This window comes from Paludibacterium sp. B53371 (assembly GCF_018802765.1).
In the GTDB taxonomy this organism is placed as follows: domain Bacteria; phylum Pseudomonadota; class Gammaproteobacteria; order Burkholderiales; family Chromobacteriaceae; genus Paludibacterium.
Window position 1 is genome coordinate 2653991 of sequence record NZ_CP069163.1, and the last position, 24765, is coordinate 2678755.

The window sequence follows — 24765 nt, forward strand, 5'->3', positions numbered from 1 at the left end:
AAATCCACCCCGAAAAACCGAACACACCAAGTCGGTGCATCATCTAGAATGATTTGATAATGTCAACGCAACGATTTGATTTTATTTGGTTTTTTACCAATCACTCCGGATATTTTCACCGATTTTGCACGATGTCTTCAGATAAAATCGTGCTTTGTCAACTGCTGTGGATGACTTGACAAAATGCCATTTCCCCCTTTGGCCAGTGACGTCATCAGCGTCTCGACCTTGAACCGCCTGGCCCGTGATCTGCTCGAATCCGGCCTGCCTGCCGCATGGATCGGCGGCGAAATCTCCAACCTGACCATCGCCGCCTCCGGCCACGCCTACTTCTCGCTCAAAGATGCCGGCGCCCAGGTACGCTGCGTCATGTTCCGCGGCCGCGTCGCCACCCTGCCCTTCCGGCTCAGCAACGGCCAGCAAGTCGAATTGCGCGGCACCCCCTCACTGTACGAAGCGCGGGGCGAATTCCAGATCAATGTTGACACCGTCAGAATGGCCGGCCTCGGCAAACTGTTCGAAGCCTTCGAACGCCTCAAGGCACAACTGAGCGCCGAAGGCCTGTTCGCCGCCGAACGCAAACGCCCGATCCCCTCTCTGCCAAGCGCCATCGGCATCGTCACCTCCCCCGCCGCCGCTGCCCTGCGCGACGTCGTCACCACCCTGCGACGCCGCATGCCCGGCCTGCCCCTGATCCTCTACCCCACCCAGGTCCAGGGAGAGGGCGCCGCCCAGCAAATCGCCCAGGCCATCCGCAGCGCCGGCCAACGCCAGGAAGTCGACGTCCTGATCGTCTGCCGCGGCGGCGGCAGCATCGAAGACCTGTGGTCCTTCAACGAAGAAATCGTCGCCCGCGCCATCAGCCAGAGCCCTATCCCGGTCATCAGCGGCGTCGGCCACGAAACCGACTTCACCATCAGTGACTTTGTTGCCGACCTGCGCGCCCCCACCCCGACCGCCGCAGCCGAACTGGCCGCCCCCAGTCGCGACCAATTGCAACGCCAGCTCGACCAGAGCCAGCAGACACTGCGCCGCGCCCTCGACCGGCAACTCGGCCACAAGGCACAGCAACTCGACCTGAAAGCACAACGCCTGCGCCACCCGGGCGAGCGCCTGCGCCAACAGGCTCGCCAGCTGAGCCACCTCGCCGAACAACTGCAACAACGCCTGCAAATGCGCATGCAGCGCTACGGCATGCAGGTGGAACGCCTGCAAAACCGCCTGCAAGCCAACCGTCCCGCCCTGGCAACGCGCCAACAACGCCTGGCGCAACAGGCCGCCGCACTGCAACGCGCCATGCAGACCGGCATGCAACGCCGACAACAAACCCTGCTCAACCAGGCCGGCCTGCTGGAATCCTACAACCCGCAATCCGTCCTGCAGCGAGGCTATGCCATCGTGCAGACAGAACAGGGTATCGTCGTGCGCAGCAGCCACAACCTGCGTCAGGGACAGCGCCTGCAGGTACAGCTGGCAGAGGGGCAGACCGACGTACGCGTCGATCTCAAGATCGCACAGCAACCCGAACTGCCGTTCTGACACGGCCGGATACTGCGCGCAGAAAAGACAACGGGCCACGCTGGACGTGGCCCGTACTGGCCGAACCCGCAGGTTCGCGCCGTCACGAACAGGAAAATCAGTCGCCGAAACCGCAGAACACTTCGCGCATCATTTTCAGCACTTCGAGTGTCCGGATATCACCCACCCGGTAATACACCCTGTTGGCATCTTTGCGCGTCCGCAACACACCTTTGTCGCGCATGATGGCGAGGTGCTGCGAAATATTGCTCTGTGACGTGCCTACCTGTTCGACAATATCCTGAACACTGACCTCTTGATCCCCAAGCACCGAGATGATCTTCAGGCGCAGCGGATGCGACATGGCCTTCATCGCGCGCGAAGACTGTTCGATCTGGTCGTTGTTGAACAACAAGGTATTACTCCTAATGTAGTCATTTTTCTGATGCGATATACGGTACAATAGTAAACATAAAATCGCCATCCATCAAGAATTTCTAATATTCTGATTGCCAATATCATGAAAAAACCCACACCCGTAATGTTGTTAATCCTGGATGGCTTCGGTTATCGCCCGGAAGGCGATGACAATGCCATCCTGCACGCTGCCATGCCGAACTGGAAATCGCTGTGCGATCAGTATGCATTTGGCACAATTCAGGCCTCCGACCACTATGTCGGACTGCCGCGCGGCCAGTTCGGCAACTCCGAAGTCGGCCACCTGAACATCGGGGCAGGACGCATCGTGCAACAAGACATCAGCCGCATCGATTGCGACATCGAAGACGGCAGCTTTGCCGGCAACGAGACCCTGCAAGCCGCCTTCCGCCAGGCACAGCAAGGCACCCTGCACATCATGGGCCTGCTGTCCGACGGCGGCGTACACAGCCACGAAAACCACATCCATGCCGTCCTGCGCGCCGCCCAGCAAGCCGGCGTGGCCCGCATCGCCGTCCATGCCTTCCTCGACGGCCGCGACACCCCGCCACAAAGCGCCAAGCTCTACCTGGAACGCCTCGACGCCGTGCTGGCCACCATTCCCCAGGCCCGCCTCGCCTCGATGACCGGCCGCTACTGGGCCATGGACCGCGACAAACGCTGGGAACGCGTCGAAACCGCCTACCGCCTGCTGGTCGACGGCGAAGGCGAATTCCACAGCGACACCGGCCTGAATGGCCTGAAGGCCGCCTACGACCGCGGCGAAAACGACGAATTCGTCAAACCGACCTCGATCGGCGACAAAACCGTCATGGCCGATGGCGACAGCGTGATCTTCATGAACTTCCGCGCCGACCGCGCGCGCCAACTGGTCACGGCACTCACCGACCCGGCCTTCGACGGCTTCAAACACCGTCAGCCCAAGTTCGGCTACTTCGCCACCCTGACCCGCTACGGCGAAGACTTCCCGCAACCCACGCTGTACGCCCCGCAGACCATCCACAACGGCTTCGGCGAATACCTGTCCGGCCTTGGCCTGCAACAGCTGCGCATCGCGGAAACCGAGAAATACCCGCACGTCACCTACTTCTTCAACGGTGGCGAAGAGCAGGTCTACCCGGGCGAAGACCGCATCCTGGTGCCCTCCCCCAAAGTCGCCACCTATGACCTGCAGCCGGAAATGAGCGCACCGCAAGTCGCCGACCACATCGTCGAAGCCATCGCCAGCGGCAAATACGACGCCATCGTCTGCAACTTTGCCAACGGCGACATGGTCGGCCATACCGGTGTCTTCGACGCCGCCGTCAAAGCCGTCGAAACCCTGGACGCCTGCATCGGCCGCTGTGTCGAAGCCATGCTGGCCGCCGGTGGCGAAGTCATCATCAGTGCCGACCACGGCAACTGCGAAAAGATGTATGACGAAATCAACCAGCAACCGCATACCCAGCACACGACCAATCTGGTACCGTTCCTGTATATCGGCCGCCATGCCCGCATCCGCCAGGGTGGCGCGCTGAAGGATATTGCGCCGTCGATGCTGGCCGTGATGGGCATCGACAAACCCGCAGAAATGACCGGTGAATCCCTGATCGACTTCCAGTGAAACGTACTCTTCTCCTCCTCCTGCTGCTCGCCGGCCCGACCTGGGCCGCGAGCAACAACCTGAGCACCGCCCCGCAGCAGAAAAACCTCAAGGCGGTGCGTCAGCAAATCGACACCCTGCAAAAGGACATCGCCCAGAAACAGGCCGTCCAGAAGCAGGCGCAGACCGCCATCCAGCAGTCCGAAGTCGCCATCCAGCAGACCAACCAGGTCCTCAACCAGCTGGGCAAAAAGCAAAACGCCTCCTCCGCCCGGCTGGCAGACCTGGAAAAGCAGATCCGGGACGCCCAGCAACAGGTCGCCCTGGTACAGCAGAAAGTGGCGCAAATGCTGGCGCGGCAATACCGCAACGGCGAACACGACGCCATGAAGCTGATGCTCAACGGTTCAGACCCCAATCAGACCTCGCGCGACATGGTGTACTACCAGTACATTGCCCGCGCACAACAAAAACTGATCGCCGACCTGAACCAGCGCCAGGCCACCCTGGCGCAACTGGCCGAGCAACTGGAACAGCAGCTGCACGTCATCGTCAGCATGAGCACCCGCAAGGCGCAGGAGAAGAGTCAACTGCAGCAGGCCAAGGCCAGCAAGCAGCAACAGGTCAACCAGTTGGGCAACGAAATCCAGAACCGTCAGGATCAGCTGGCGAAACTCAAGCAAGATGAGAAGCGGCTGACCGACCTGATTGCCGACATCAACCGCAAGATCCAGCAGCAGATCGCCGAACGCAAGGCGAAAGAAAAAGCCGCCTTCAAGGCGCGTCAGGAAGCCGCCCGCAAAGAAAACGAACGCCGGCGCAAACTGGCCGCCGAAGCCCAGAAACAAGGCAAGCCGGTGCCGGAAGTCGCCAAGAGCCAGGTGCCGGTCGAAACCGTCGACAGCGCCGCAGACGACAGCAATGCCGGCCGCGCCTTCCGCAGCCTGCAAGGCCGCATGAAACTGCCGGTCACCGGCGAAATTGCCGGCCGCTTCGGCAGCATGCGCAACGAAGGCACCACCTGGAAAGGCGTCTTCATCCATGCCAGCCGCGGCCAGGCCGTGCATGTCGTCGCCGATGGCCGCGTCGTCTACGCCGATGCCCTGCGCGGCTTCGGCAACGCCGTCATCGTCGACCATGGCGGCAACTACCTGACCGTCTATACCGGCCTGTCCGCCATCGGACGTGGTGTCGGTGATGCAGTCAAGGCAGGCGACAGCCTGGGCAGCACCGGGGCACTGGACAGCGGCGAAGCTGGCCTGTACTTTGAAATACGATATCTGGGCAAGCCAATCAACCCGCTTACCTGGGTGCATTAACTACAAACGGAGAGTCATTCCTGATGAGTAGTCATCGCCTGAAAAAAATTGCCCTGGTGGGTGCCGGCGCCCTGGCGGGCGGGGTGCTGACCCTGAGCCTGCAAGCCTTTGCAGAAAAAGACAACAACCTCTCCACCCTGCCGCTCAACGAACTGCGGACCTTTGCCGAGGTCTTCGGTCGCGTCAAGCAGGACTACGTCGAGCCGGTCGATGACAAAAAACTGATCAACGATGCCATCAAAGGCATGCTGACCGGTCTGGACCCGCACTCCGACTACATGACCCCGGACGAATTCAAAGACCTGCGCGAAAAAACCCAGGGCGAATTCGGCGGCCTGGGCATTGAAATCGGCGCCGAAGACGGCCTGGTCAAAGTCGTCTCGCCGATCGAAGACACCCCGGCCCAAAAAGCCGGCGTACGCAGCGGCGACTACATCGTCAAAATCGATGACGCCCCGGTCCGCGGCATGAGCCTCAACGACGCCGTCAAGCGCATGCGCGGCAAACCCGGCTCCAAAGTCACCCTGACCATCGCACGCAAAGATGCCGACAAACCGATCGTCCTGACCCTGACGCGCGCCATCATCCGCACCAAGAGCGTCAAGTTCAAACTGCTCGAACCCGGCTACGGCTATGTGCGCGTCACCCAGTTCCAGGAACACTCCGCGGAAAACCTGGCCAACGCCATCCAGAGCATGTACGCCAGCAACAAGGGCGACCTCAAGGGTCTGGTCCTCGACCTGCGCGACGACCCCGGCGGCCTGCTCAATGGCGCTGTCGGCGTCGCCGCCGCCTTCCTGCCCAAGGACACCCTGGTGGTCTACACCCAGGGCCGCACCGCCGACTCCAAGATGCACCTGACCGCCAACCTGGCCAACTACGCCAACGCCGATGGCAGCGACCCGCTGGCCAAACTGCCGCCGCAGACCCGCAAGGTGCCGATGGTCGTCCTGGTCAACGGCGGTTCCGCCTCCGCCTCGGAAATCGTCGCCGGTGCCCTGCAGGACAGCAAACGCGCCCTGATCATCGGCACCCAGACCTTCGGCAAGGGCTCGGTACAAAGCATCCTGCCCCTGTCCAACGATGGCGGCATCCGCCTGACCACCTCGCGCTACTTCACCCCGAGTGGACGCTCGATCCAGGCCAAGGGCATCACCCCCGACATCCTGGCCGACGATGGTGACTCCGCCTACCGCGCCTTCACCGTGCGCGAAGCCGACCTGGAAGGCCACCTGGCCAACCCGAACGGCGACGACAAGACCCCGGCAGCCCAGCCCAAGCCCGCAGCGGCGCCCAAAACCGCCCCGGACAGCAGCAAGCCGCCGCGCGCCCAGGTCAACGGCGACGTACCGGACCCGTCCAGCGACTACCAGTTGAGCCAGGCACTCAACACCCTGAAAGTACAACAACTGCTGGTCAAGAAAGCCGCCAGCCAGTAAAACCGCGACTGCGCCGACAGGCTGCAGTCAGATCCGTCAGGCCGGGGTGCGCAGGCTCTCCCCGGCCTGGATTTTTACCACTACCCCACTGTCGGAGCCGGGCATCATGTTGTCTCACCAGTTTGCGCTGCCATTTCGCGAGGCAGCCCCCTACATCAACACCTTTCGTGGCAAAACCTTCGTGCTGGCCATCAGTGGCGAGACCGTCGACAACGGCCATTTCCCGCAACTGGCACAAGACATCAACCTGCTGGTCAGCCTCGGCGTGCGCGTGGTTCTGGTGCACGGCATCCGCCCGCAAATCGACAAACTGCTGGCACGCCACGGGCTGAACCGCCAGTTCCACCACCACCGCCGCATCACCGACGACGACACCATCGACGTCGTCAAACAGGCCGTTGGCCTGGCCAGACTCGACATCGAAGCCGCCCTCTCCACCGGCATGCCCAACTCACCGATGCACGGCGCCCACCTGCGCGTCGTCGGCGGCAACGTGCTGACCGCACAACCGCTCGGCGTCGTCGACGGCGTCGACATGCAATACACCGGCCAGGTCCGCCGCCTCGACACCCAGGCCATCCACTCCTGGCTGGCCAACGGCGACCTGGTGCTGATGTCGCCCATCGGCTACTCCCCCACCGGCGAAGCCTTCAACCTCACCATGGAAGAAGTCGCCACCGAAACCGCCATTGCCCTGCGCGCCGAAAAACTGATCTTCCTCATCGAAGGCATCGGCGTCCTCAACCAGGATGGCGAACTGATCCACAACATGACCGCCCAGCAGGCCGAAGAACTGCTCGCCACCGGCAACCTCAACGACGAAGCCCGGCTCTACCTGCCCTACAGCGTGCGCGCCACCCGCGAAGGCGTCACCCGCGCCCACCTGGTCAGCGACAGCGACGACGGCGCCCTGCTGACCGAACTCTTCACCTCCGCCGGCGCCGGCAGCATGATCGCCCGCGACCCGCTGGTCAAACTGCGCCCGGCCAACATCGACGACATCGGCGACCTCATGGGACTGATCCGCCCCCTGGAAGAACAAAACATCCTGGTCCGCCGCAGCCGCGAACACCTGGAAATGGAAATCGGCCGCTACACCGTGCTGGAACACGACAACCGCATCTACGGCTGCGTCGCCATGCACCCCTTCCACGAAGCCGAAACCGCCGAACTCGCCTGCCTGGCCGTCTCGCCCGAACGCCGCAACAGCGGCTTTGGCGAAATGCTGCTGCACCACGTCGAATACCAGGCACGCACCCAGGGACTCAGCTCACTATTCGTCCTCACCACCAAGACCGCCCACTGGTTCATCGAGCGCGGCTTCAGCGAGCAGCCCCCCAGCGCCCTGCCGGAGACCCGACAAAAGCTCTACAACCAGCAACGCCGCTCCAAAGTCTTCGTGAAAACCCTGTGAGCCCCTACCCACATCAAGGTTGGAGCCGATGACCGGATATGCCACAATAGCCGGCATAACTGATTTAACTGAATCAAGGATTTTCAATGGCACGCACAGTTCAATGCATCAAGCTCGGCCGTGAAGCCGATGGTCTGGATTTCCCGCCGCTGCCCGGCCCGCTCGGCCAGCGCGTCTTCGAAAACGTTTCCAAAGAAGCCTGGCAAGGCTGGATTCGCTACCAGACCATGCTGATCAACGAAAACCGCCTGAGCCTGGCCGACCAGCGTGCGCGACAATACCTGTCGCAACAGCTGGAAGCCTATTTCTTTGGCGAGGGTGCCGATACCCCAACTGGGTACGTTCCACCAGCAGGTCAATGAAACATAATAAAAGCCCGGTATACTGGGCTTTTTTCTTTTTGACTTCCGCACGGACTGCACCATGGCAAACCAAGAAGAAACCATGCTCAACCGCGAACTGGGACTGATCGAATTCAACCGCCGCGTCCTGGCACAGGCGGAAGACCCCAGACTGCCCCTGCTAGAGCGACTGAAATTCCTCTGCATCGTCTCCTCCAACCTGGACGAATTCTTTGAAGTCCGCGTCGCCTGGCTCAAGGAAGTCAAAGAGCACACCCCCGAACGCATCCTCGCCGACGGCAGCAACGCCGAACAATGCCTGGCCAAAGTCTGCGCCGCCGCCCGCCAGCTGATCCGCGAACAATACGGCGTCATGCGCGAAGTCATCTTCCCGGCCCTGCGCGAAGAAAACATCCAGTTCCTGCGCCGCAACGAATGGACCATCGAGCAGCAAGAGTGGGTCAAAGACTTCTTCCACCGCGAACTGCTGCCCATCCTCACCCCCATCGGACTCGACCCCTCCCACCCCTTCCCCAAGGTGCTGAACAAGAGTCTGAACTTTGCCGTCGAACTCGAAGGCCGCGACGCCTTCGGCCGCCAGTCCGGCATCGCCATCGTCCAGGCCCCGCGCATCCTGCCGCGCGTCATCAAACTACCGGCAGAAATCAGCGACGGCCACCGCCACACCTTCGTCTTCCTCTCCTCCATCCTGCACTCCCACGTGCACGAACTGTTCCTCGGCATGACGGTCAAGGGCTGCTACCAGTTCCGCGTCACCCGCAACAGCGAACTGAACCTCGAAGAGGAAGACATGAAAAACCTGCGCACCGCCCTGCAAGGCGAGCTGCGCCACCGCCAGTTCGGCGATGCCGTCCGGCTCGAAGTTGCCGACACCTGTCCGGCCCATATGGAAGAATTCCTGCTGACCCAGTTCGGCCTCGACCCGCGTGACGTCTTCCGCGTCGACGGCCCGGTCAACCTGGTACGCCTGATGTCCCTGCCCGACCTCGTCGACCGCCCGGACCTTAAATTCAAACCCTTCATCCCCAGCCTGCCACCGCAACTGGAGAAAAAAGTCGGACTATTCGACGCCATCAGCCAGGGCGACATCCTGCTGCACCACCCCTACCAGAGCTTCCAGCCGGTCATCGACCTGCTTAACCTGGCCGCCACCGACCCGCAAGTGGTGGCCATCAAGATGACCGTCTACCGCACCGGCACCGACTCCGTCCTCATGGACTCGCTGATCGCCGCGGCCCGCGCCGGCAAACAAGTCACCGTGGTCGTCGAACTCATGGCCCGTTTCGACGAAGAAGCCAACATCAGCTGGGCCTCCCTGCTGGAAGATGCCGGCGCCCACGTGGTCTACGGCGTCTTCGGCTACAAAGTCCACGCCAAAATGCTCATGGTGGTACGACGCGAAGAACGCGGCCTCAAACGCTACGTACATCTGGGCACCGGCAACTACCACCCGCGCACCGCGCGCATGTACACCGACTTCGGCCTGCTGACCTGCAACGAAAAAGTCGCCAGCGACGTCAACGACATCTTCGTCCAGCTCACCGGCCTCGGCCGCGCCAGCAAACTGCACCTGCTGCACCAGAGCCCCTTCACCCTGCACAGCATGATCCTCGAATCCATCGAGCGCGAAATCCAGAACGCCGAAGCCGGCCGCCCGGCCCAGATCATGGCCAAGATGAACGCCCTGCTCGACCCGCAGGTCATCGCCGCGCTCTACCGCGCCAGCCAGGCCGGCGTCAAAATCCAGCTCATCGTGCGCGGCGTTTGCGCCCTGCGCCCCGGCGTCCCCGGCATGTCCGAAAACATCACCGTACGCTCCATCGTCGGCCGCTTCCTCGAACACCCGCGCGTGTTCTACTTCTACAACGACCGCGAAGAAAACCTCTACATCGCCAGTGCCGACTGGATGGGCCGCAACTTCTTCCGCCGCATCGAAAGCTGCGTGCCGATCATCGACCCCAAACTCAAGCGCCGCCTGATCAAGGAAGCCCTGCGCCTCTACCTGGAAGACAACGTCAACGCCTGGGAAATGCAGCCCGACGGCAGCTACCGGCGCAAAAACGTGCGCGGCCGCTTACGCTGCGCCCAAGATACCCTGCTCGAGGAATACACCCGCTGACCGCGTGGTAAAATCCCTCTTTTTCTGACTTAGCTTTCGGCAGATAAACATGTCTCAATACGTATTTTCGATGTTGCGTGTCAGCAAGGTGGTCCCGCCCAAACGGCAGATCATCAAGGACATTTCGCTCAGCTTCTTCCCCGGCGCCAAAATCGGCCTGCTCGGCCTGAACGGCTCCGGCAAATCCACCGTGCTGCGCATCATGGCCGGCCTGGACAAAGAAATCGAAGGCGAAGCCACGCCGATGCCCGGCATCAAGATCGGTTATCTGCCGCAAGAGCCGGAACTCAACCCCGAGCACACCGTCCGCGAAGCCGTCGAAGAAGGCCTGGGCGACGTCATGCTGGCGCAGAAAAAACTCGACGAGATCTACGCCGCCTACGCCGAACCCGACGCCGACTTCGACTTCCTCTCCGCCGAACAGGCCAAATACGAAGCCATCCTGGCCACCAGCGACGGCAGCGCCAACCAGCAAATGGAAATCGCCGCCGACGCCCTGCGCCTGCCCGACTGGGACGCCAAAATCGGCCATCTCTCCGGCGGGGAAAAACGCCGCGTCGCCCTGTGCCGCCTGCTGCTGTCCAAACCCGACATGCTGCTGCTGGACGAGCCGACCAACCACCTCGACGCCGAATCCGTCGAATGGCTGGAACAATTCCTGGTGCGCTTCCCCGGCACCGTGGTCGCCGTCACCCACGACCGCTACTTCCTCGACAACGCCGCCGAATGGATCCTCGAACTCGACCGCGGCCACGGCATCCCCTGGAAGGGCAACTACTCCTCCTGGCTCGACCAGAAAGAAGCCCGCCTGAAACAGGAAGAAAACAGCGAATCCGCCCGCCAGCGCGCCATCAAGAAAGAACTGGAATGGGTGCGGCAAAACCCCAAGGGACGCCAGGCCAAGTCCAAGGCCCGTCTGGCCCGCTTCGAAGAGCTGTCCAGCCAGGAATACCAGCGCCGCAACGAAACCCAGGAAATCTTCATCCCGATCGGCGAACGCCTGGGCAATGAAGTCATCGAATTCGACCACGTCAGCAAAGCCTTCGGCGACCGCCTGCTGATCGACGACCTGAGCTTCAAGGTACCGCCCGGCGCCATCGTCGGCATCATCGGCCCCAACGGCGCCGGTAAGTCCACCCTGTTCCGCATGCTGGCCGGACAGGAACAACCCGACAGCGGCAGCGTCAAGATCGGCCCGACCGTCAAAATGGCCTATGTCGACCAGAGCCGCGGCTCGCTCGACGCCAACAAGACCGTCTTCGACGAAATCGCCGATGGCCACGACCTGCTGACCGTCGGCCGCTACGAAACCCCGTCGCGCGCCTACATCGGCCGCTTCAACTTCAAGGGTGCCGACCAGCAGAAAATCGTCGGCCAGCTCTCCGGCGGTGAGCGCGGCCGCCTGCACCTGGCCAAGACCCTGATCGCCGGCGGCAACGTCCTGCTGCTCGACGAACCCTCCAACGACCTCGACGTGGAAACCCTGCGCGCCCTGGAAGACGCCCTGCTCGAATTCGCCGGCTGCGTCATGGTCATCAGCCACGACCGCTGGTTCCTCGACCGGATCGCCACCCACATCCTGGCCTGCGAAGGCGACTCCAAATGGACCTTCTTCGACGGCAACTACCAGGAATACGAAGCCGACAAGAAAAAGCGCCTGGGCGAAGAAGGCGCCAAACCCAAGCGCATCCGCTACAAGCCGATCACCCGCTGATCGACACCGAAGCCACCCAAAGCAGCCTCGCGGCTGCTTTTTTTGCACTTCCGCACCACAATGCGCATGTCATGACCTGCGAAGCCACGCAGATGTCGTAATATGAATCAATGCGTCCGGGAAACTGTCAGAAAACCAAAAACCAGGAGAAGTGAACATGTTCGGATGGGGCAAACAGCGGGACAACACCAGTGCGGAGCGTACCGAGCTGGCACGCCTGAAAAGCGTACTCGACCTGTCAGACCACCTGGTCATGCTGGCCGACAACAGCCAGGACAACCTGGTGTTCTACATGAACCGTACCGCCCGCCAGGCCTTCAACCAGCACCGCGAAGCCCTCAACCGTCACCTCAACAACGGCCACGACGTGCAGAACGCGTTCGGCCAGAGCATCCACCAACTCCACCAGGACCCGCAACGCAGCCGCTCACTGTTTGCCGACCTCAAGGCGCGCCGCATCAGCGAACACGAAGCCCTGATGCAGATCGGCGAGCTGATCTTCAAAGCCCGGCTGGAACCCCTCTGGCACAGCGAACGCCCCGGCGAAATCGACTGCTTCCTCGCCACCTTCATGGACGTCACCGCCAAAGAACGCGCCCGCGCCCTCGAGGCCGACAAAGACAGCCACCGCAGCGACCTGCGCAGCCGCGTGGCCGAAGTCTCCGGCAGCATGACCAGCCTCGGCCACAGCATCAACGAAGTCGCCGAACAGACCGCCTCCGTCTCCGAATCCGCCAGCGTCATGCTGGCCGAGACCCACACCGGCGTCGACATCCTCAGCCAGACCAGCCAGAGCATGAACGGCGTCGGCAACATGGTGCGCCAGACGGCACAGAACCTCGAAGAACTCGGCAAACGCTCGGAAACCATCGGCCAGATCGTCAACGTGATTCGCGAGATTGCCGACCAGACCAACCTGCTGGCACTGAACGCCGCCATCGAAGCCGCCCGTGCCGGCGAACAGGGACGCGGCTTTGCCGTGGTGGCCGACGAAGTACGCAAACTGGCCGAACGCACCGCCAAAGCCACCGGCGAGATCTCCACCATGATTGGCGACATCCAGCGCGAGGTGAAGCAAAACGTGGCCGTGATTGAAGACGGACGGCAAAAAGTGGAAACCACCGAACAGGACTTCCGCCGCGCCGAAGAGGCATTAACCAAAATTGTGGACGAGCTGGTCGCACTGCGAGACGCCGTGACCCATATCGCCTACTCCGCCGAGCAGGAATCCGCCACCACGCTCAAAGTCGCCCGCCAGCTGCAGGACATGATCAAGGCGTAAGCTGCAAGGCACCGGCCTGACGCTGCTCCGCTGCCGTCACCAGCCGGTTGCCGCCATCGCGCTTGGCCTGATACATACGGACATCGGCGAACTCCACCAGCGTATGCCAGTCCTCCAGGCCATCCGCCTGCCGCTCGGCCAGCCCGATGCTGCAGGTCAGCAGCGAACCATCCGGCCGCCGTCCCAGCCCATTCTCCAGCACCCGCAACAGCGCCTGACGCGCCTGCTGCATATCGGTATTCGGCATCAGCAGCAAAAACTCCTCGCCGCCCCAGCGAATCAGAATGTCACCATGGCGCAGACTGCGCGAAATCGAGCGATTGACCTGCTGCAACACCCGGTCGCCGGCCTCGTGCCCATACTCGTCATTGATCTTCTTGAAACTGTCCAGATCGACAAATGCCACCGACAGCGGCGTATTGTGGCGCCGGGCATAACTTTGCTGCAGCGCCAGCAGCTCCTCGCCGCTGCGACGGGAAAACATGCCGGTCAGCGGGTCGTGAATCGTCTGATTCACCAGGGCAATAATGAAAGCCAGCTGACTCAGACTGGCCAGACTGCCCACCCCCGCCAGCAACACCAGCAACCACAGCTGCGCACCAAAAGACGGCAAATTCACCTCATGCCAGTTAAAGGCATACGCCACCATATTGGCCGCCAGCACCGCCAGCGAAAACAACACCGTCTCGATCAACGTCAGCGGGAAAATCGCCATACCCGCCAGCAACACAAACGGCAGGAAAGCATAACCGGCACTCATCGCGGCCGCCGCACCCTGCAAGTGCTGATCCACCAGCAACATGTGCGACACCAGATAGAACACCGTCGGAATGGCAAACAGCGCCACCATGGCACGATAGGCATGGCGCATGCGCCCATTGCGCGGCAGCAGCACCACCAGCGCGACAAACGCACAGGTGGCCACCAGACGCAGCAGCGCCAGGCGCAGCCACAGCGACAAGGGCAGCGTGACCATATCCACCACCACCCACAGCGGCGTCAGCACTGCAAACAGCGAAGCAAACAGCCGCACCCGATTGAGAATCATCTGGGCACGCCGGAACACGATCAACGGCATGTGCAGGCGCGGGCTGACCAGCCAGCCGGTTTCATTCGGCTCGACTTCCCCCGGCAGCATGCCGAGCAACCATTGCCATAGCAGATTAGCGAGATACATCGTCATTCCAGCGAAGAGTCCATTTCATTTTATCCACAGCTAGATAAAAAGAACATAGGCATATTCAAAACAATCATATGGGATGCAGATGCATAAGGAAGGCAACCGGGCGCAGAAAACAAAAAAGCACCTGACGAGATCAGGTGCTTCTTGAATACTAACCGGTCCTTGGCGTCCCCACGGGGATTCGAACCCCGGTTACCGCCGTGAAAGGGCGATGTCCTAGGCCTCTAGACGATGGGGACCAGGAGTGGCGCACCCGGAGCGATTCGAACGCCCGACCCTCTGGTTCGTAGCCAGATACTCTATCCAACTGAGCTACGGGTGCGCGGGAGGTCTGGCGGAGAAAGAGGGATTCGAACCCTCGATACAGGTTTTGCCCGTATGCACCCTTAGCAGGGGTGTGCCTTCGACCACTCGGCCATTTCTCCGTTCAGAGGGTTGCGATATTAAGGAATGCCGCTCCCTCTGTCAAGCCTTAATCTTCCTGATCCAGGGAAAAAGCTTTATGCAACACGCGAACGGCCAATTCCAGGTACTTTTCATCCACCAGCACCGACACCTTGATTTCCGACGTGGAGATCAACTGAATGTTGATGCCCTCCTCCGCCAGGGTACGGAACATGGTCGATGCGACCCCACAGTGCGAGCGCATGCCGACACCAACGATGGACAGCTTGGCCACCTTGTCATTGGCATCAATCTTGGCGGCACCGATATGAGCCTGCACATCGCGCAGAATGGTCAGCGAACGCTGGAACTCGCCGCGCGGCACGGTAAAGGAAAAGTCCGTGGTACCGTTTTCGCCGACATTCTGAATGATCATGTCCACTTCAATATTGGCGTCGGCAATCGGGCCGAGAATCTGGTAGGCAATGCCCGGCTTGTCCGGCACCCCTTTGACATTGATGCGCGCTTCATTGCGGTCAAATGCGATGCCTGCCACGACTGCCTTTTCCATATTCTCATCTTCCTCAAACGTAATCAGCGTACCTTCACCTTCGTCCTCTTCGAAACTGGACAACACCCGCAGGCGAACGCGGTATTTGCCGGCAAACTCCACCGAGCGGATCTGCAGCACCTTGGAGCCCAGGCTGGCCATCTCGATCATTTCTTCAAACGTGATGGTTTTCAGCCGGCGCGCCTCCGGCACCACACGCGGATCGGTGGTATACACCCCGTCCACGTCGGTATAGATCTGGCACTCCTCCGCCCCCAGGGCCGCCGCCAGCGCCACCGCCGAGGTATCCGAACCACCGCGCCCCAGTGTGGTGATATGCCCCAGCTCATCCACCCCCTGGAAGCCGGCCACGATCACCACCTTGCCGGCGGCCAGATCGCTGCGGATCTCTTCTTCATCAATGGACTGAATACGCGCCTTGCCATGCGAACTGTCGGTCGTGACCCGCACCTGCCAGCCACAATAGCTGTGCGCGGGAACACCGATCTCCTGCAGTGCCATGGCCAGCAAACCGATCGTGACCTGCTCGCCGGTGGACACCACCACATCCAGCTCGCGAGGGTCCGGCTGCGCCTGGATCTCATTGGCCAGGGCGATAAGGCGATTGGTCTCGCCGCTCATCGCCGACACCACGATCACCAGATCATGCCCCTGTGCCTTCCAACGGGCGACACGCCGAGCCACGTTCTTGATACGCTCCGTGGTGCCGACTGACGTGCCCCCGTACTTTTGTACGATTAGTGCCATGCTCTTTGTCTTTTGAATTTTGTGGAATGTCGAGCTTCGATTAATGCCGCAAGCGGACAAGAAAAGCAAGCAGCATGGCGGCATATCCGGCATTTTCTGCTGCGTCGCAACAGCAGGCCACGGATCACTCTGAAAAGGCGGGAACAAACTTGTCAGCCCAGAGCGGCCTCTTTAGAATTTATGCCATTCTTCGGGCCGGTAGCTCAGCTGGGAGAGCGCTGCGTTCGCAATGCAGAGGTCGGGAGTTCGATCCTCCTTCGGTCCACCATCAACACCCCTAGTAAATCAACTAGTTATCAGTACAACTCTTTATTGGCATGAATGCCAATTTAGAGTAATTCTGCAACATCAGTGGCCCAATAATGGCCCCACCCTGCTTGACCCTATACTCCACGTTGCTATACATTATTGTTAATGCTAGATGGATTCATGCCGCCATCCACGATGACTGGATTAAATAAACGGATAACCAGTCATATGCTTGCTCCAGGTTGTTTGTGAGGCCAATCGGAAGCAGGACAGGCATCTGAGGCAGGACCTCGCCGGCATATAGCTCTCCACCCTCAATGGGTTTTCCAAGGCGGATCAAAGCGTGGAGCAAAAGTGCAGGACCGTTCGCTGGGCCAGCTTCCGCTGAGAAGCTATCCAACAGCACATTAGCCCATCGATGGGCTAGCCTCTCCAACCATTGACTACTCCTCGGTGGGCCGCCACGCCAGGGACATGGCTTCGCCGTGTCTGGAGTCAATGGCTTGGAGTCTCCCATGTCTGCCATTACCCCCCATCAGGAAGAAGCTGTAACCTCCTCTGCTGCTCCGCGTATTCTATTCATTGAACAGGTTTCCGCCATCATCGGCAAAAGCGTAACGACAATCCGCACCTGCACGACCAACGAAAAGTACAAGCACCTCATCCCCCGACCGTTCAAGTTTCCACATAGCCGCCGCCTCGTGTGGTTCGAAAAGGATGTGCTAGAGTGGCTCGCCGCAGCACAACCTGTCAGCCCGCCAGCAAAACGCCGCAGAGGCCGCCCTACCAAACAAGAGCAACTCGGGCGTGAGCGCATTGCTGGAGGCCAAGAATGAGCGATAGCGTACAACAGCTGCTCGCCCAGGTTCTCGAGCACGCAAAGCGGACACAGAGGCGCCGGAATTCAGAGGCGAGTAATCAAGTCAAATTGTCATGCGAGAAAACAGGGCAGCTTCCACTGTGGCCTGAGTCTGTCCGAGATGTACCTAATGGACTACTTCGATCAGCTCTGTTCGGTGTAGCCAACAGCCGGCACTACTTGGAGCGAGAGCGGCTTGCTGCACCGGATGGCATCGAGATTTTCTACACCGGACAACGCCTCGATCAGGATGATCTGGAAACCTATGAGAACGTCCTTCATGTAGCGCGCTTGCACAAGATTGGCGAATCCTGCCGGGTGTCATCTTATGCATTGCTAAAGCTTTCAGGTCTGAGCGACAGCGGCAAAAATAGAGGGACACTTGTTGAGCGACTAACACGGCTCCGGGCAAATGCTGTCGAGATAAGGCAGGGCCAGCATATTTACATCGGCGGTCTGCTCGATCAGGCATACAAAGACGAAAAAACGAGGGGCTGGATCATAGCCTTGAATCCAAAATTGGGAAGCTTGTTCGCGCCCGATCAGTTCACTCGGATTGAATGGGGAATACGCCACGCCTTGAAGAGAAAACCGTTAGCGCAGTGGCTATACGGATTCTACGCAAGCCATGCCAGGCCGTATCCCATCAAAGTCGAGACATTACGCAAGCTAAGCGGCAGTGAAACTAAACGTTTAGATCACTTTAGGGAAAATCTACGAAAAGCTCTCGATGCCATTAGTAGGACCTGTGGATCGTTTGGCGAGGAGTTCTGCTACACGATTTGCGTAGATAGAGACCTAGTGCACGTTACAAAAGCAGCCAGCGCTAGCCAGCGACGGCACCTTGCCAAGAAATTTACAGCAGCAGAAACGAAAGCACGCCGTAGATTTGATATCAACTCGTAGCGGGTAAAGTATGGTTTTCGCAACGAGGCGATACCGTTCCTGTAACGGGGGAATGCCGTTCCTGCAACGGGGTGGTGCCGTTCCTACAACGTGGGAGTGCCGTTCCCGCAACGGGGGGATACCGTTCCTGCAACGGGCCCCGCCACATCCTAGCGGGTCCAAGTGCCACACCAGGCGGGCATTCCCACGACACCAAACTACTTGCTAATCCGCTTTTAATCATTTTTAAATGTGGATTTGCCCCCGTATAACAGGACACCGATCAACGCTTAAGTTGATGAAGCCGCCAGGCGTCGAAACTCTCGTGGAGAGCGGTATTTCAACGCACTATGCGGGTGAAACTCGTTGTAGTGCTCAATGGCAATCGCCAGATTCCGGTAGGCCGTGTGGGCATCCGGTTTCGGCATATGGCCGACGTAGTCCCGCTTCAGCGTCTTGACCATGCTTTCCGCCATGCCGTTACTCTGCGGGCTGCAGACGGGCGTGGTTAACGGCTTGAGGCCGATTTCTCGCGCAAACAGCCGCGTGTCGGCGGCAATATAACTCGAACCATTGTCGCTCAGCCATTCCACCTCGGGCGAGATGCCCAACTGAATGCCGCGTTTCTCAACAGCTTCCAACATGACATCTCGAACCATGTCGCCCGTGTAGCCCCCGGTCGAGGCTGTCCAACTGATGATTTCACGGTCGCAGCAGTCCTCCGCAAACACGACACGCAGCTTTTCGCCGTTATCGCAGCGAAATTCGAAGCCGTCAGAGCACCAGCGGCGATTACTGTCGGCAACAGCAACCCTACCATCATGGCGCCGCGGGGTGCCTGGTTGCTTGATCCGCCGCTGAAGCAGCAGACCATGCTGGCGCATGACGCGATAAACGCGCTTCACGTTGACCGGCGGCAAGTGACCGGCCTCTCGCTGCCGGCGAATCACCCCCCAAGTCCGGCGGTAGCCGTAGCTGGGCAGCGGCGAAATCGCGGCCCGAATTGCCTCGACCAGCTCACTATCGTCGGTCGAGCGACAGGAACGCCCATCCCGCCAATCGGCAGAACGCGACACACGGCGAATCACATTCGAACGCGCCAACCCCAGCGAGGTACAGACCGGTGCTACTGGTCTTCCCCCGGCAATAAGGGTGAGCGCGCAATCCACTTTTTTGCGCGGGCGATTTCCACGGCTTCTTTGAGGATTTCGTTCTCCATCGTCTTCTTGCCGAGGAGTCGCTGTAGTTCGCGTATTTGCTTGATGGCAGAAGCCAATTCAGAGGCGGGCACGACTTCTTCTCCCGCGGCAATCGCCGATAGGCTGCCTTCCTGATAAAGCTTGCGCCACTTGAACAGCTGATTGGGATTGAGCCCATGACGGCGGGCAACGAGGGAAACCGACTGGCCGGGCATGAAGCTCTCGGCAACGATGGCCTGCTTCTCCTCGATGCTCCAGCGGCGACGACGCTCGGGTCCGAGCACGTCTGTCTTGTTGTTGGTGTTAGTCATAAACATAGCCTTAAACCTATCCCTTATTCTAAGCGGGAATCGGTGTCCTATGTTTCAGGGGGCTCGTCCAAAATGAGCTCCGCCACACAATCCAGAGTAGTCCGCAAACATTGTGTTTTACCGTGGCAGATGCACGGTTCCAAACGGGCACGCCCGTCTAGAACCGGCCCCCGGACGAAGCCCGCCCAGCGAGGCGCTATGCGCCGCACAGCCCGGTCAGCCGGACGCGTGTGCGCGTCTGCCGGCATACTGCATGCAGTAGTCGCTGTTGGAAGTCTGCAGCAAAGGAGCCCCACGCAATACGAGGCTCTTAAGGAGCCTCCGATAATCAAAATTCTGTCGAATGCAACTAACTCTTCGCCGTGAAACATGTAAACTGATGGACGGGGGAGCTGGGCACTTCCTCTTACGAAAGTAAGGGCGGCTCTGAAAAATAACGGTCTTGGCCGTTGAGCTTTGGCTCACCGATCCCGCAAGGGATGTTCAATGTTCCAACATCCTCGGCTCTCCCACCTAATTTTGGAGAGCATAGTGGACGACAAAGTTTGGTTTACCTACAAGGCACGCATCCAGGCCCAGCTACGCCTCGCTAGGCTAGACTTTCACTCGCAGCTTCTTTTGGTCTGGTATGCCATCCTAGGGGCAAGTCTCGCAGTCGCCACAATTCGATACCCACACGTGCTCGGCAAAGATACCGATATACTTTCTGCAGTACTATCGATTGCCTTGCTTGGTATTTCTATGGCAGTCACTAACCGGGACTTTAGGGGGCGCTCAATTGCGATGCGCAAAAACTACCTTGATCTTCAGCATTTGCATGATCGTCTGAAGCAGAATGGCACCACGTCAACAGCCGACTTAGATTGCTATCATGAGCTCTTGTCTTCAGCCGAAAACCACCTAGAAATAGACGACATGCTCTTCCGAGTCTTGAATGCCTCGACACTTACAAGCCGTAAGCCTACTTGCGTTGAAACTTTAAAGGTATACGCCTATTTGTTTAGGCGCCAAGCCATAACTCTTACGCTTTATTTATTACCAATATTAATTATATGGTGGATACATTGAGCGCCGCACGTAAATTCAAGAAGGTCTTCCGCAAGAGAAGCCTAAGCAAAATTTACTTTGAAAAAATTCGAGAGACTGGCGCAATAGGCATAGATCGAATTCGCCCTTCCCAACTCGTCCCCAGACTCAAAGTAGAGATCGATGTAATTATAAGAAAAATATTTACAGGAACATATACGTTTACTCCATACAAGGAGAAACTTATATCAAAAGGGCAAGGCGTTCCTCCACGACTAATTTCAATCCCTACCGCTCGTGATCGGATTGTCATGAGGGGACTTTGTGAGTTCCTAGTGGATGTCTTCCCCGAAGCGGCGCTAACGTTACCACAAGCCGTCATCGACTCTCTCGCAAAAGCCGTCGCTAGTGGCACATATGTCGAATACATAAAAATTGATCTAAAAAACTTTTACCCATCCATTCCACACCATGTCATTTTCCGTGAGCTACAGAAGAAAATACGAAAGTCTGAGATTCTGAAACTTCTGCGCTCCGCTATAGAAACCGCGACCGTTCCAGAGTACAAGGGAGGCAAGGGAAGTAAACCTAATCTGATAGGTGTCCCGCAAGGACTTGCCATCTCCAACTTGCTTGCAGAAATTGCCCTAATGTCGATTGACAAACAATTTAATAACAAGCCAAGTATTTGGTATAAGCGTTATGTCGACGATATTTTAATCCTCGTTCCAGCAGGGAACTCAAAGGCTGTATACGATCAGATCATGGCCTCATTAGTGTCGCTCGGACTTACACCACACGCTCTGGATGTACCCGGCTCCAAAACAAAAATAGCTTCACTCAGAGAGCCATTCACATTTCTTGGCTACCAAATAGAAGGCACATCTATCTCCATCCGGCCAGAAAGCATAATTAAATTCGAATCATCTCTTGCAAGCATATTCACCTCTTATCGGTATAAACTTTCCTACGCAAAAAATCCAAAGGACAAAGCCGCTGCACTTGCGCTTTGTCGTTGGCGCTTAAACCTACGCATCACAGGATGTATTTTTGAAGGGCGAAGACTCGGTTGGGTCTTCTATTTTTCTCAGATAACAAATACTTCGTGCCTTCGTTCCGTCAATCGAACAATAGATTCTTTGTTGAATCGCTTCGCTCTAACTGATGATATTCAACCAAAATCGCTGATAAAGACATACTACGAAGGACAACGTAAAAACAAGGAATCACATAATTACATTCCAAACTTTGACACCATGCCCGTACTTCAACAGCGGAGTATCCTTTCTATACTATTGGGAGAGAACCGAATTCGAGATTTATCGGACAAGCGTATCTCTGAACTTTTCAAAATGCGCATCAGCACGGCAGTACGGGAACTTGAAGCCGACCTCTCTGCCATGTCGTAGTTGAGTTTGTTGCATTTAGCAGGAAATGAGCCGCCGGTCGCAGCCACCACAACCCCATTGACATAGAAGAAGAATTATCGCGTACCTTTAGCCTATTAAAGGTAGGCAGAGCACCCCATGAACAATCGCCCCGACTCCGGCTATTTCTTCAGACTTGAGCCTTGTGCAACCGCCGTTGGCTTATCATAATTAAATTGACTGGATTTTTCCGGCAACCTCGTCACATGATCACGAAGGAGGGGCTGTTGATGGACTTCTTTTCCTGGACGGCACTGGGTCTTACTGTTGTAGGCTTGATCGTTATGGTAGTTGTTTACCATCAGGTAACAAGTATGAAAACCTGCCGGAAACAATAGCCCCCCTTGCACAGTAGATCACAAGAGCCTCATTTCTGCAGACAACAAGAACCCTAGACGTAAACCAAAGTTAATGGCGCATGGCCGGCGGGACGCCGTGCCGCTAGTGACCCGAGAGGGACGCCCTGTGTCCCGAACGGGGTAGCGGTGCTTGCCGCGGCCTCGCGGCTTAGCACCTGTCGCGCAAGCAGCATCTCGCTCCTCAGAGACCGCATACCGCGCCAAGAACGAACTGAACGCAAGCGGTCCGCACCTATCATAACGAAAAAAAATCGACTACAATTCCGCATAGAGAAAACCCAACATCTCTACCTGTTAAACGCGAGCAAGGACAGTTTCTCTTTATGCACGATCTACATACAGCGTTGTTGCAACGCATTGCCTTTGAGGTTGGCGACATTTTTACGGTAAAGCTGGAGGATAGGCTTACTGCCGCCTTCAAGGCGAGTAATGACTATGCGAACCAATGGTTTGACCCTGAGCTACGGCAAAGCAACAAAGGCCATAACCAGTCCGTTCATATCCTTCAAGAAGTTGTAAGAGTCGCAAGGGAGGCTGGGCATGACGCCACGATGGCCCCTACGACGCCCAAGGGTCACCACTACGCGAAAGTAATCCTCCCCAGCTTCACAATGGGGGGCACCCGTATCGAGTCCCCCCACTGGCAAAGAGCAAAGTACGCGAAAAATTTCGGTCGATTGAACAAAGCACTTGAGCCACTGACGCGGGATCTATTTGATGCAATCGAAGAAGGGGTAATTCAAGACAGGATTTTCCTGGTTGTCGCCGTAGCAGAGAACCGCTATCGTGGCGGGTTTCCTGATATCTATTTCGCCGTGCCGTACTCGACACTTGATGGCTACCACTTCTCCGCAACCTTGGATGAAGTACGTGAAGCAACCAAGCAATCAGTTGAGGAACCGCTTGAGCCATTAGTGTTTCTTAAGAAGAGGCTGGACGATGCGGAGCGCGGCGCGAAGGAGGCATAAGGTTCAACATGCGCATTGGTGTTAAAGGGTTCCAAGGAGCGCGCCTTACGCAGGCCCGCGCCGCGCGAGGAATGACCCAAACTGCGTTAGCAAAAGCATCAGGCATCTCCTGCCCCTCAATCTCAAAATGGGAACGAGGGGAGCAGATGCCTGAGTTTGCCGCACTGGAGAAGGTCGCCGAAGCGCTTTCGTTGCCCACAACCTGGTTCTTACAACCGTTGCCCGACTATGGCAACGGCACCTACTTCTTTAGGTCTAACTCTTCATTAGCAGCCGCAGGACGAGCGATCGCTCGCACACGACTCGAGTGGCTACATGAGCTCTCGCTTTGCATCCAAGAGTGGATAGCTTGGCCTGAGTTAACACTTCCTAAGCCGCTGGAAAGAAGCGACGCTCTCGGCTTAACAGATTCCGAGATAGAGGCTCTTGCGATGCAATGCAGAGAGCTTTGGCGTCTGGGTACAGGCCCGATTGAGGATGTAATCAAAGCTGTTGAGGCCGCAGGGGTCATTACAACCCGCGAGGCCTTGGGTTACATGAAGATGGATGGAGTCTCGCGCTGGTTCGAGCGGGACGGTCGCCCCTATATGTTCATCTCGGCCGACAAAACTTCTGCCGTACGAAACCGCTTTGACGTTGCGCATGAACTAGGGCACATACTGATGCACGCGGGGCTGACACAAGAGGATGAAGAGCAGCACCACAATGAACTTGAGCGGCAAGCACACTTGTTTGCCAGCGCATTCCTGATGCCCGCGGAAAGCGTTGCTGGAGCACTGAACTATCCTACATTGGATACGTTGCTCACGTTGAAGAAAAAGTGGAAGGTATCCATCGGCGCATTGATCATGAGAGCCAAGTCCCTAGATTTGATCGATGATGCATATTCCACACGACTGTGGAAAAACTACAGTGCCCGCGGCTGGAGAAAAGGAGAACCACTAGACGACACCCTTGAGGCTGAAAAACCATTTCTCATGCCAAGGGCAGTAAAAATGCTGCTTGATCAAGGAGGTTTCAGCAAGCCTGTATTCATGGACACAACTGGATTCACTGCGACTGATATTGAGCGCTTGTGTTCTTTGCCAGAAGGCTTCATGAGCAACCAACCGGCAAAGATAATAGAGCTGAATGCCCCCGTTTTCCGTAAAGGAGCGAATTCACCTGCTCCCTCCACTCAAGGCAAAGTCCTGCAGTTAAATCAACACAAAAAATAGAAAAGCAATTCAAGCATTTCCCTAGATTACTATTTTTTAAATTTTATCGTGCATCCCCCTTCAAAAAACACCAACCACAATTAGCCTAACATAAAAAGACACCCCCTTAAAAACAGGGGGGTGTCGGGCTGCGAGATGATAATCTCAGTGCAGTCAAGGATCACTGCACAATATGATTCGGCTTTTATACCGC

At 58.0% G+C, this 24765-nt stretch carries 19 protein-coding genes and 4 tRNA genes; 16 read left to right on the forward strand and 7 right to left on the reverse strand.

Annotated features, from left to right (window positions below; all coding sequences use genetic code 11):
- The first annotated feature begins 183 nt into the window (after window positions 1–183).
- Window positions 184–1539 (forward strand): exodeoxyribonuclease VII large subunit, encoded by a 1356-nt coding sequence (xseA, locus tag JNO51_RS12680; protein ID WP_215777798.1) that lies wholly within the window; start codon window positions 184–186, stop codon window positions 1537–1539.
- A gap of 97 nt (window positions 1540–1636) precedes the next feature.
- Here xseA and JNO51_RS12685 read toward each other — a convergent pair whose 3' ends face one another.
- The gene (locus tag JNO51_RS12685) at window positions 1637–1933 is read right to left on the reverse strand and encodes a helix-turn-helix transcriptional regulator (RefSeq protein ID WP_252346082.1); all 297 of its coding nucleotides are present in this window, start codon (window positions 1931–1933) and stop codon (window positions 1637–1639) included.
- Between the two features lie 105 nt (window positions 1934–2038).
- On the opposite strand from JNO51_RS12685, the gene gpmI reads away from it, so the two are divergent.
- The 8 genes from gpmI (at window position 2039) to JNO51_RS17510 (ending at window position 13187) form a co-directional block, all read left to right on the forward strand.
- Window positions 2039–3559 (forward strand): 2,3-bisphosphoglycerate-independent phosphoglycerate mutase, encoded by a 1521-nt coding sequence (gene gpmI / locus JNO51_RS12690; RefSeq protein WP_215777801.1) that lies wholly within the window; start codon window positions 2039–2041, stop codon window positions 3557–3559.
- Window positions 3556–4857: a murein hydrolase activator EnvC gene (locus JNO51_RS12695; protein ID WP_215777804.1), complete on the forward strand. Its 1302-nt coding sequence runs from the start codon at window positions 3556–3558 to the stop codon at window positions 4855–4857. Before gpmI ends, JNO51_RS12695 begins: the two co-directional genes overlap by 4 nt.
- A gap of 23 nt (window positions 4858–4880) precedes the next feature.
- The gene (locus JNO51_RS12700) at window positions 4881–6296 is read left to right on the forward strand and encodes a S41 family peptidase (protein WP_215777806.1); all 1416 of its coding nucleotides are present in this window, start codon (window positions 4881–4883) and stop codon (window positions 6294–6296) included.
- Window positions 6297–6402: 106 nt separating this feature from the next.
- Window positions 6403–7710 (forward strand): amino-acid N-acetyltransferase, encoded by a 1308-nt coding sequence (gene argA / locus JNO51_RS12705; protein WP_215777809.1) that lies wholly within the window; start codon window positions 6403–6405, stop codon window positions 7708–7710.
- A gap of 86 nt (window positions 7711–7796) precedes the next feature.
- On the forward strand, window positions 7797–8072 hold the full coding sequence (locus JNO51_RS12710) for an oxidative damage protection protein (protein WP_215777812.1): 276 nt from the start codon (window positions 7797–7799) through the stop codon (window positions 8070–8072).
- 61 nt (window positions 8073–8133) lie between these two features.
- Window positions 8134–10191 (forward strand): polyphosphate kinase 1, encoded by a 2058-nt coding sequence (gene ppk1, locus JNO51_RS12715; protein ID WP_215777814.1) that lies wholly within the window; start codon window positions 8134–8136, stop codon window positions 10189–10191.
- A 49-nt stretch (window positions 10192–10240) separates the two neighbouring features.
- Complete coding sequence (ettA, locus tag JNO51_RS12720) at window positions 10241–11905, forward strand: energy-dependent translational throttle protein EttA (RefSeq protein WP_215777817.1); 1665 nt, start codon at window positions 10241–10243, stop codon at window positions 11903–11905.
- 157 nt (window positions 11906–12062) lie between these two features.
- Entirely contained in the window at window positions 12063–13187 is a 1125-nt protein-coding gene (locus tag JNO51_RS17510; protein ID WP_215777819.1) for a methyl-accepting chemotaxis protein, read from the forward strand.
- Here the strand turns inward: JNO51_RS17510 and JNO51_RS12730 are convergent.
- The 5 genes from JNO51_RS12730 to JNO51_RS12750 all read right to left on the reverse strand — a co-directional run bounded on the left by JNO51_RS12730 (window position 13177) and on the right by JNO51_RS12750 (window position 16072).
- Complete coding sequence (locus JNO51_RS12730; RefSeq protein WP_215777821.1) at window positions 13177–14364, reverse strand: diguanylate cyclase; 1188 nt, start codon at window positions 14362–14364, stop codon at window positions 13177–13179. The genes JNO51_RS17510 and JNO51_RS12730 overlap by 11 nt on opposite strands.
- 169 nt (window positions 14365–14533) lie before the next feature.
- A tRNA-Glu gene (locus JNO51_RS12735) sits at window positions 14534–14609 on the reverse strand.
- Between the two features lie 6 nt (window positions 14610–14615).
- Window positions 14616–14692, reverse strand: a tRNA-Arg gene (locus tag JNO51_RS12740).
- A gap of 10 nt (window positions 14693–14702) precedes the next feature.
- Window positions 14703–14795: transfer RNA gene (locus tag JNO51_RS12745), tRNA-Ser, on the reverse strand.
- Window positions 14796–14842: 47 nt separating this feature from the next.
- On the reverse strand, window positions 14843–16072 hold the full coding sequence (locus tag JNO51_RS12750; protein WP_215777824.1) for an aspartate kinase: 1230 nt from the start codon (window positions 16070–16072) through the stop codon (window positions 14843–14845).
- Between the two features lie 192 nt (window positions 16073–16264).
- Here JNO51_RS12750 and JNO51_RS12755 point away from each other — a divergent pair.
- The 3 genes from JNO51_RS12755 to trfA all read left to right on the forward strand — a co-directional run bounded on the left by JNO51_RS12755 (window position 16265) and on the right by trfA (window position 18086).
- Window positions 16265–16340 (forward strand) — tRNA-Ala (locus JNO51_RS12755).
- Between the two features lie 496 nt (window positions 16341–16836).
- A complete protein-coding gene (locus JNO51_RS12760) occupies window positions 16837–17157 on the forward strand; it encodes an AlpA family transcriptional regulator (RefSeq protein ID WP_215777826.1) in 321 nt (106 codons plus the stop codon).
- Window positions 17154–18086, forward strand: a complete 933-nt coding sequence (gene trfA, locus JNO51_RS12765) for a plasmid replication initiator TrfA (protein WP_215777828.1) — start codon at window positions 17154–17156, stop codon at window positions 18084–18086. Before JNO51_RS12760 ends, trfA begins: the two co-directional genes overlap by 4 nt.
- Window positions 18087–18355: 269 nt before the next feature.
- On the opposite strand, the gene JNO51_RS12770 is transcribed toward trfA, so the two are convergent.
- Window positions 18356–19575, reverse strand: a protein-coding gene (locus tag JNO51_RS12770; RefSeq protein ID WP_215777831.1) for an IS3 family transposase whose coding sequence is annotated in 2 segments (ribosomal slippage) — window positions 18356–19233 and window positions 19233–19575 — 1221 coding nt in all. Because the reading frame shifts where the segments join, the coding sequence is not laid out codon by codon here.
- A gap of 486 nt (window positions 19576–20061) precedes the next feature.
- Here JNO51_RS12770 and JNO51_RS17565 point away from each other — a divergent pair.
- From JNO51_RS17565 to JNO51_RS12790, 4 genes are all read left to right on the forward strand, one after another.
- The gene (locus tag JNO51_RS17565) at window positions 20062–20643 is read left to right on the forward strand and encodes an SLATT domain-containing protein (RefSeq protein ID WP_371822839.1); all 582 of its coding nucleotides are present in this window, start codon (window positions 20062–20064) and stop codon (window positions 20641–20643) included.
- On the forward strand, window positions 20640–22010 hold the full coding sequence (locus tag JNO51_RS12780; RefSeq protein WP_215777834.1) for a reverse transcriptase domain-containing protein: 1371 nt from the start codon (window positions 20640–20642) through the stop codon (window positions 22008–22010). Before JNO51_RS17565 ends, JNO51_RS12780 begins: the two co-directional genes overlap by 4 nt.
- 700 nt (window positions 22011–22710) lie before the next feature.
- Entirely contained in the window at window positions 22711–23355 is a 645-nt protein-coding gene (locus JNO51_RS12785; RefSeq protein WP_215777835.1) for a hypothetical protein, read from the forward strand.
- Between the two features lie 8 nt (window positions 23356–23363).
- Window positions 23364–24572, forward strand: coding sequence for an ImmA/IrrE family metallo-endopeptidase (locus tag JNO51_RS12790; RefSeq protein ID WP_215777836.1), 1209 nt, complete (start codon window positions 23364–23366; stop codon window positions 24570–24572).
- Window positions 24573–24765 lie beyond the last annotated feature (193 nt).

Bases quoted from the DNA above. Each gene is read 5' to 3' on its own strand.
- argA (WP_215777809.1), top strand. From the start codon at position 6,403: ATGTTGTCTCACCAGTTTGCGCTGCCATTTCGCGAGGCAGCCCCCTAC.
- JNO51_RS17510 (WP_215777819.1), top strand. From the start codon at position 12,063: ATGTTCGGATGGGGCAAACAGCGGGACAACACCAGTGCGGAGCGTACC.
- trfA (WP_215777828.1), top strand. From the start codon at position 17,154: ATGAGCGATAGCGTACAACAGCTGCTCGCCCAGGTTCTCGAGCACGCA.
- ppk1 (WP_215777814.1), top strand. From the start codon at position 8,134: ATGGCAAACCAAGAAGAAACCATGCTCAACCGCGAACTGGGACTGATC.
- xseA (WP_215777798.1), top strand. From the start codon at position 184: ATGCCATTTCCCCCTTTGGCCAGTGACGTCATCAGCGTCTCGACCTTG.
- JNO51_RS12785 (WP_215777835.1), top strand. From the start codon at position 22,711: ATGCACGATCTACATACAGCGTTGTTGCAACGCATTGCCTTTGAGGTT.
- gpmI (WP_215777801.1), top strand. From the start codon at position 2,039: ATGAAAAAACCCACACCCGTAATGTTGTTAATCCTGGATGGCTTCGGT.
- JNO51_RS12790 (WP_215777836.1), top strand. From the start codon at position 23,364: ATGCGCATTGGTGTTAAAGGGTTCCAAGGAGCGCGCCTTACGCAGGCC.
- JNO51_RS12710 (WP_215777812.1), top strand. From the start codon at position 7,797: ATGGCACGCACAGTTCAATGCATCAAGCTCGGCCGTGAAGCCGATGGT.
- JNO51_RS12760 (WP_215777826.1), top strand. From the start codon at position 16,837: ATGTCTGCCATTACCCCCCATCAGGAAGAAGCTGTAACCTCCTCTGCT.
- JNO51_RS12750 (WP_215777824.1), bottom strand. From the start codon at position 16,072: ATGGCACTAATCGTACAAAAGTACGGGGGCACGTCAGTCGGCACCACG.
- JNO51_RS12700 (WP_215777806.1), top strand. From the start codon at position 4,881: ATGAGTAGTCATCGCCTGAAAAAAATTGCCCTGGTGGGTGCCGGCGCC.
- ettA (WP_215777817.1), top strand. From the start codon at position 10,241: ATGTCTCAATACGTATTTTCGATGTTGCGTGTCAGCAAGGTGGTCCCG.
- JNO51_RS17565 (WP_371822839.1), top strand. From the start codon at position 20,062: ATGTTCCAACATCCTCGGCTCTCCCACCTAATTTTGGAGAGCATAGTG.
- JNO51_RS12730 (WP_215777821.1), bottom strand. From the start codon at position 14,364: ATGTATCTCGCTAATCTGCTATGGCAATGGTTGCTCGGCATGCTGCCG.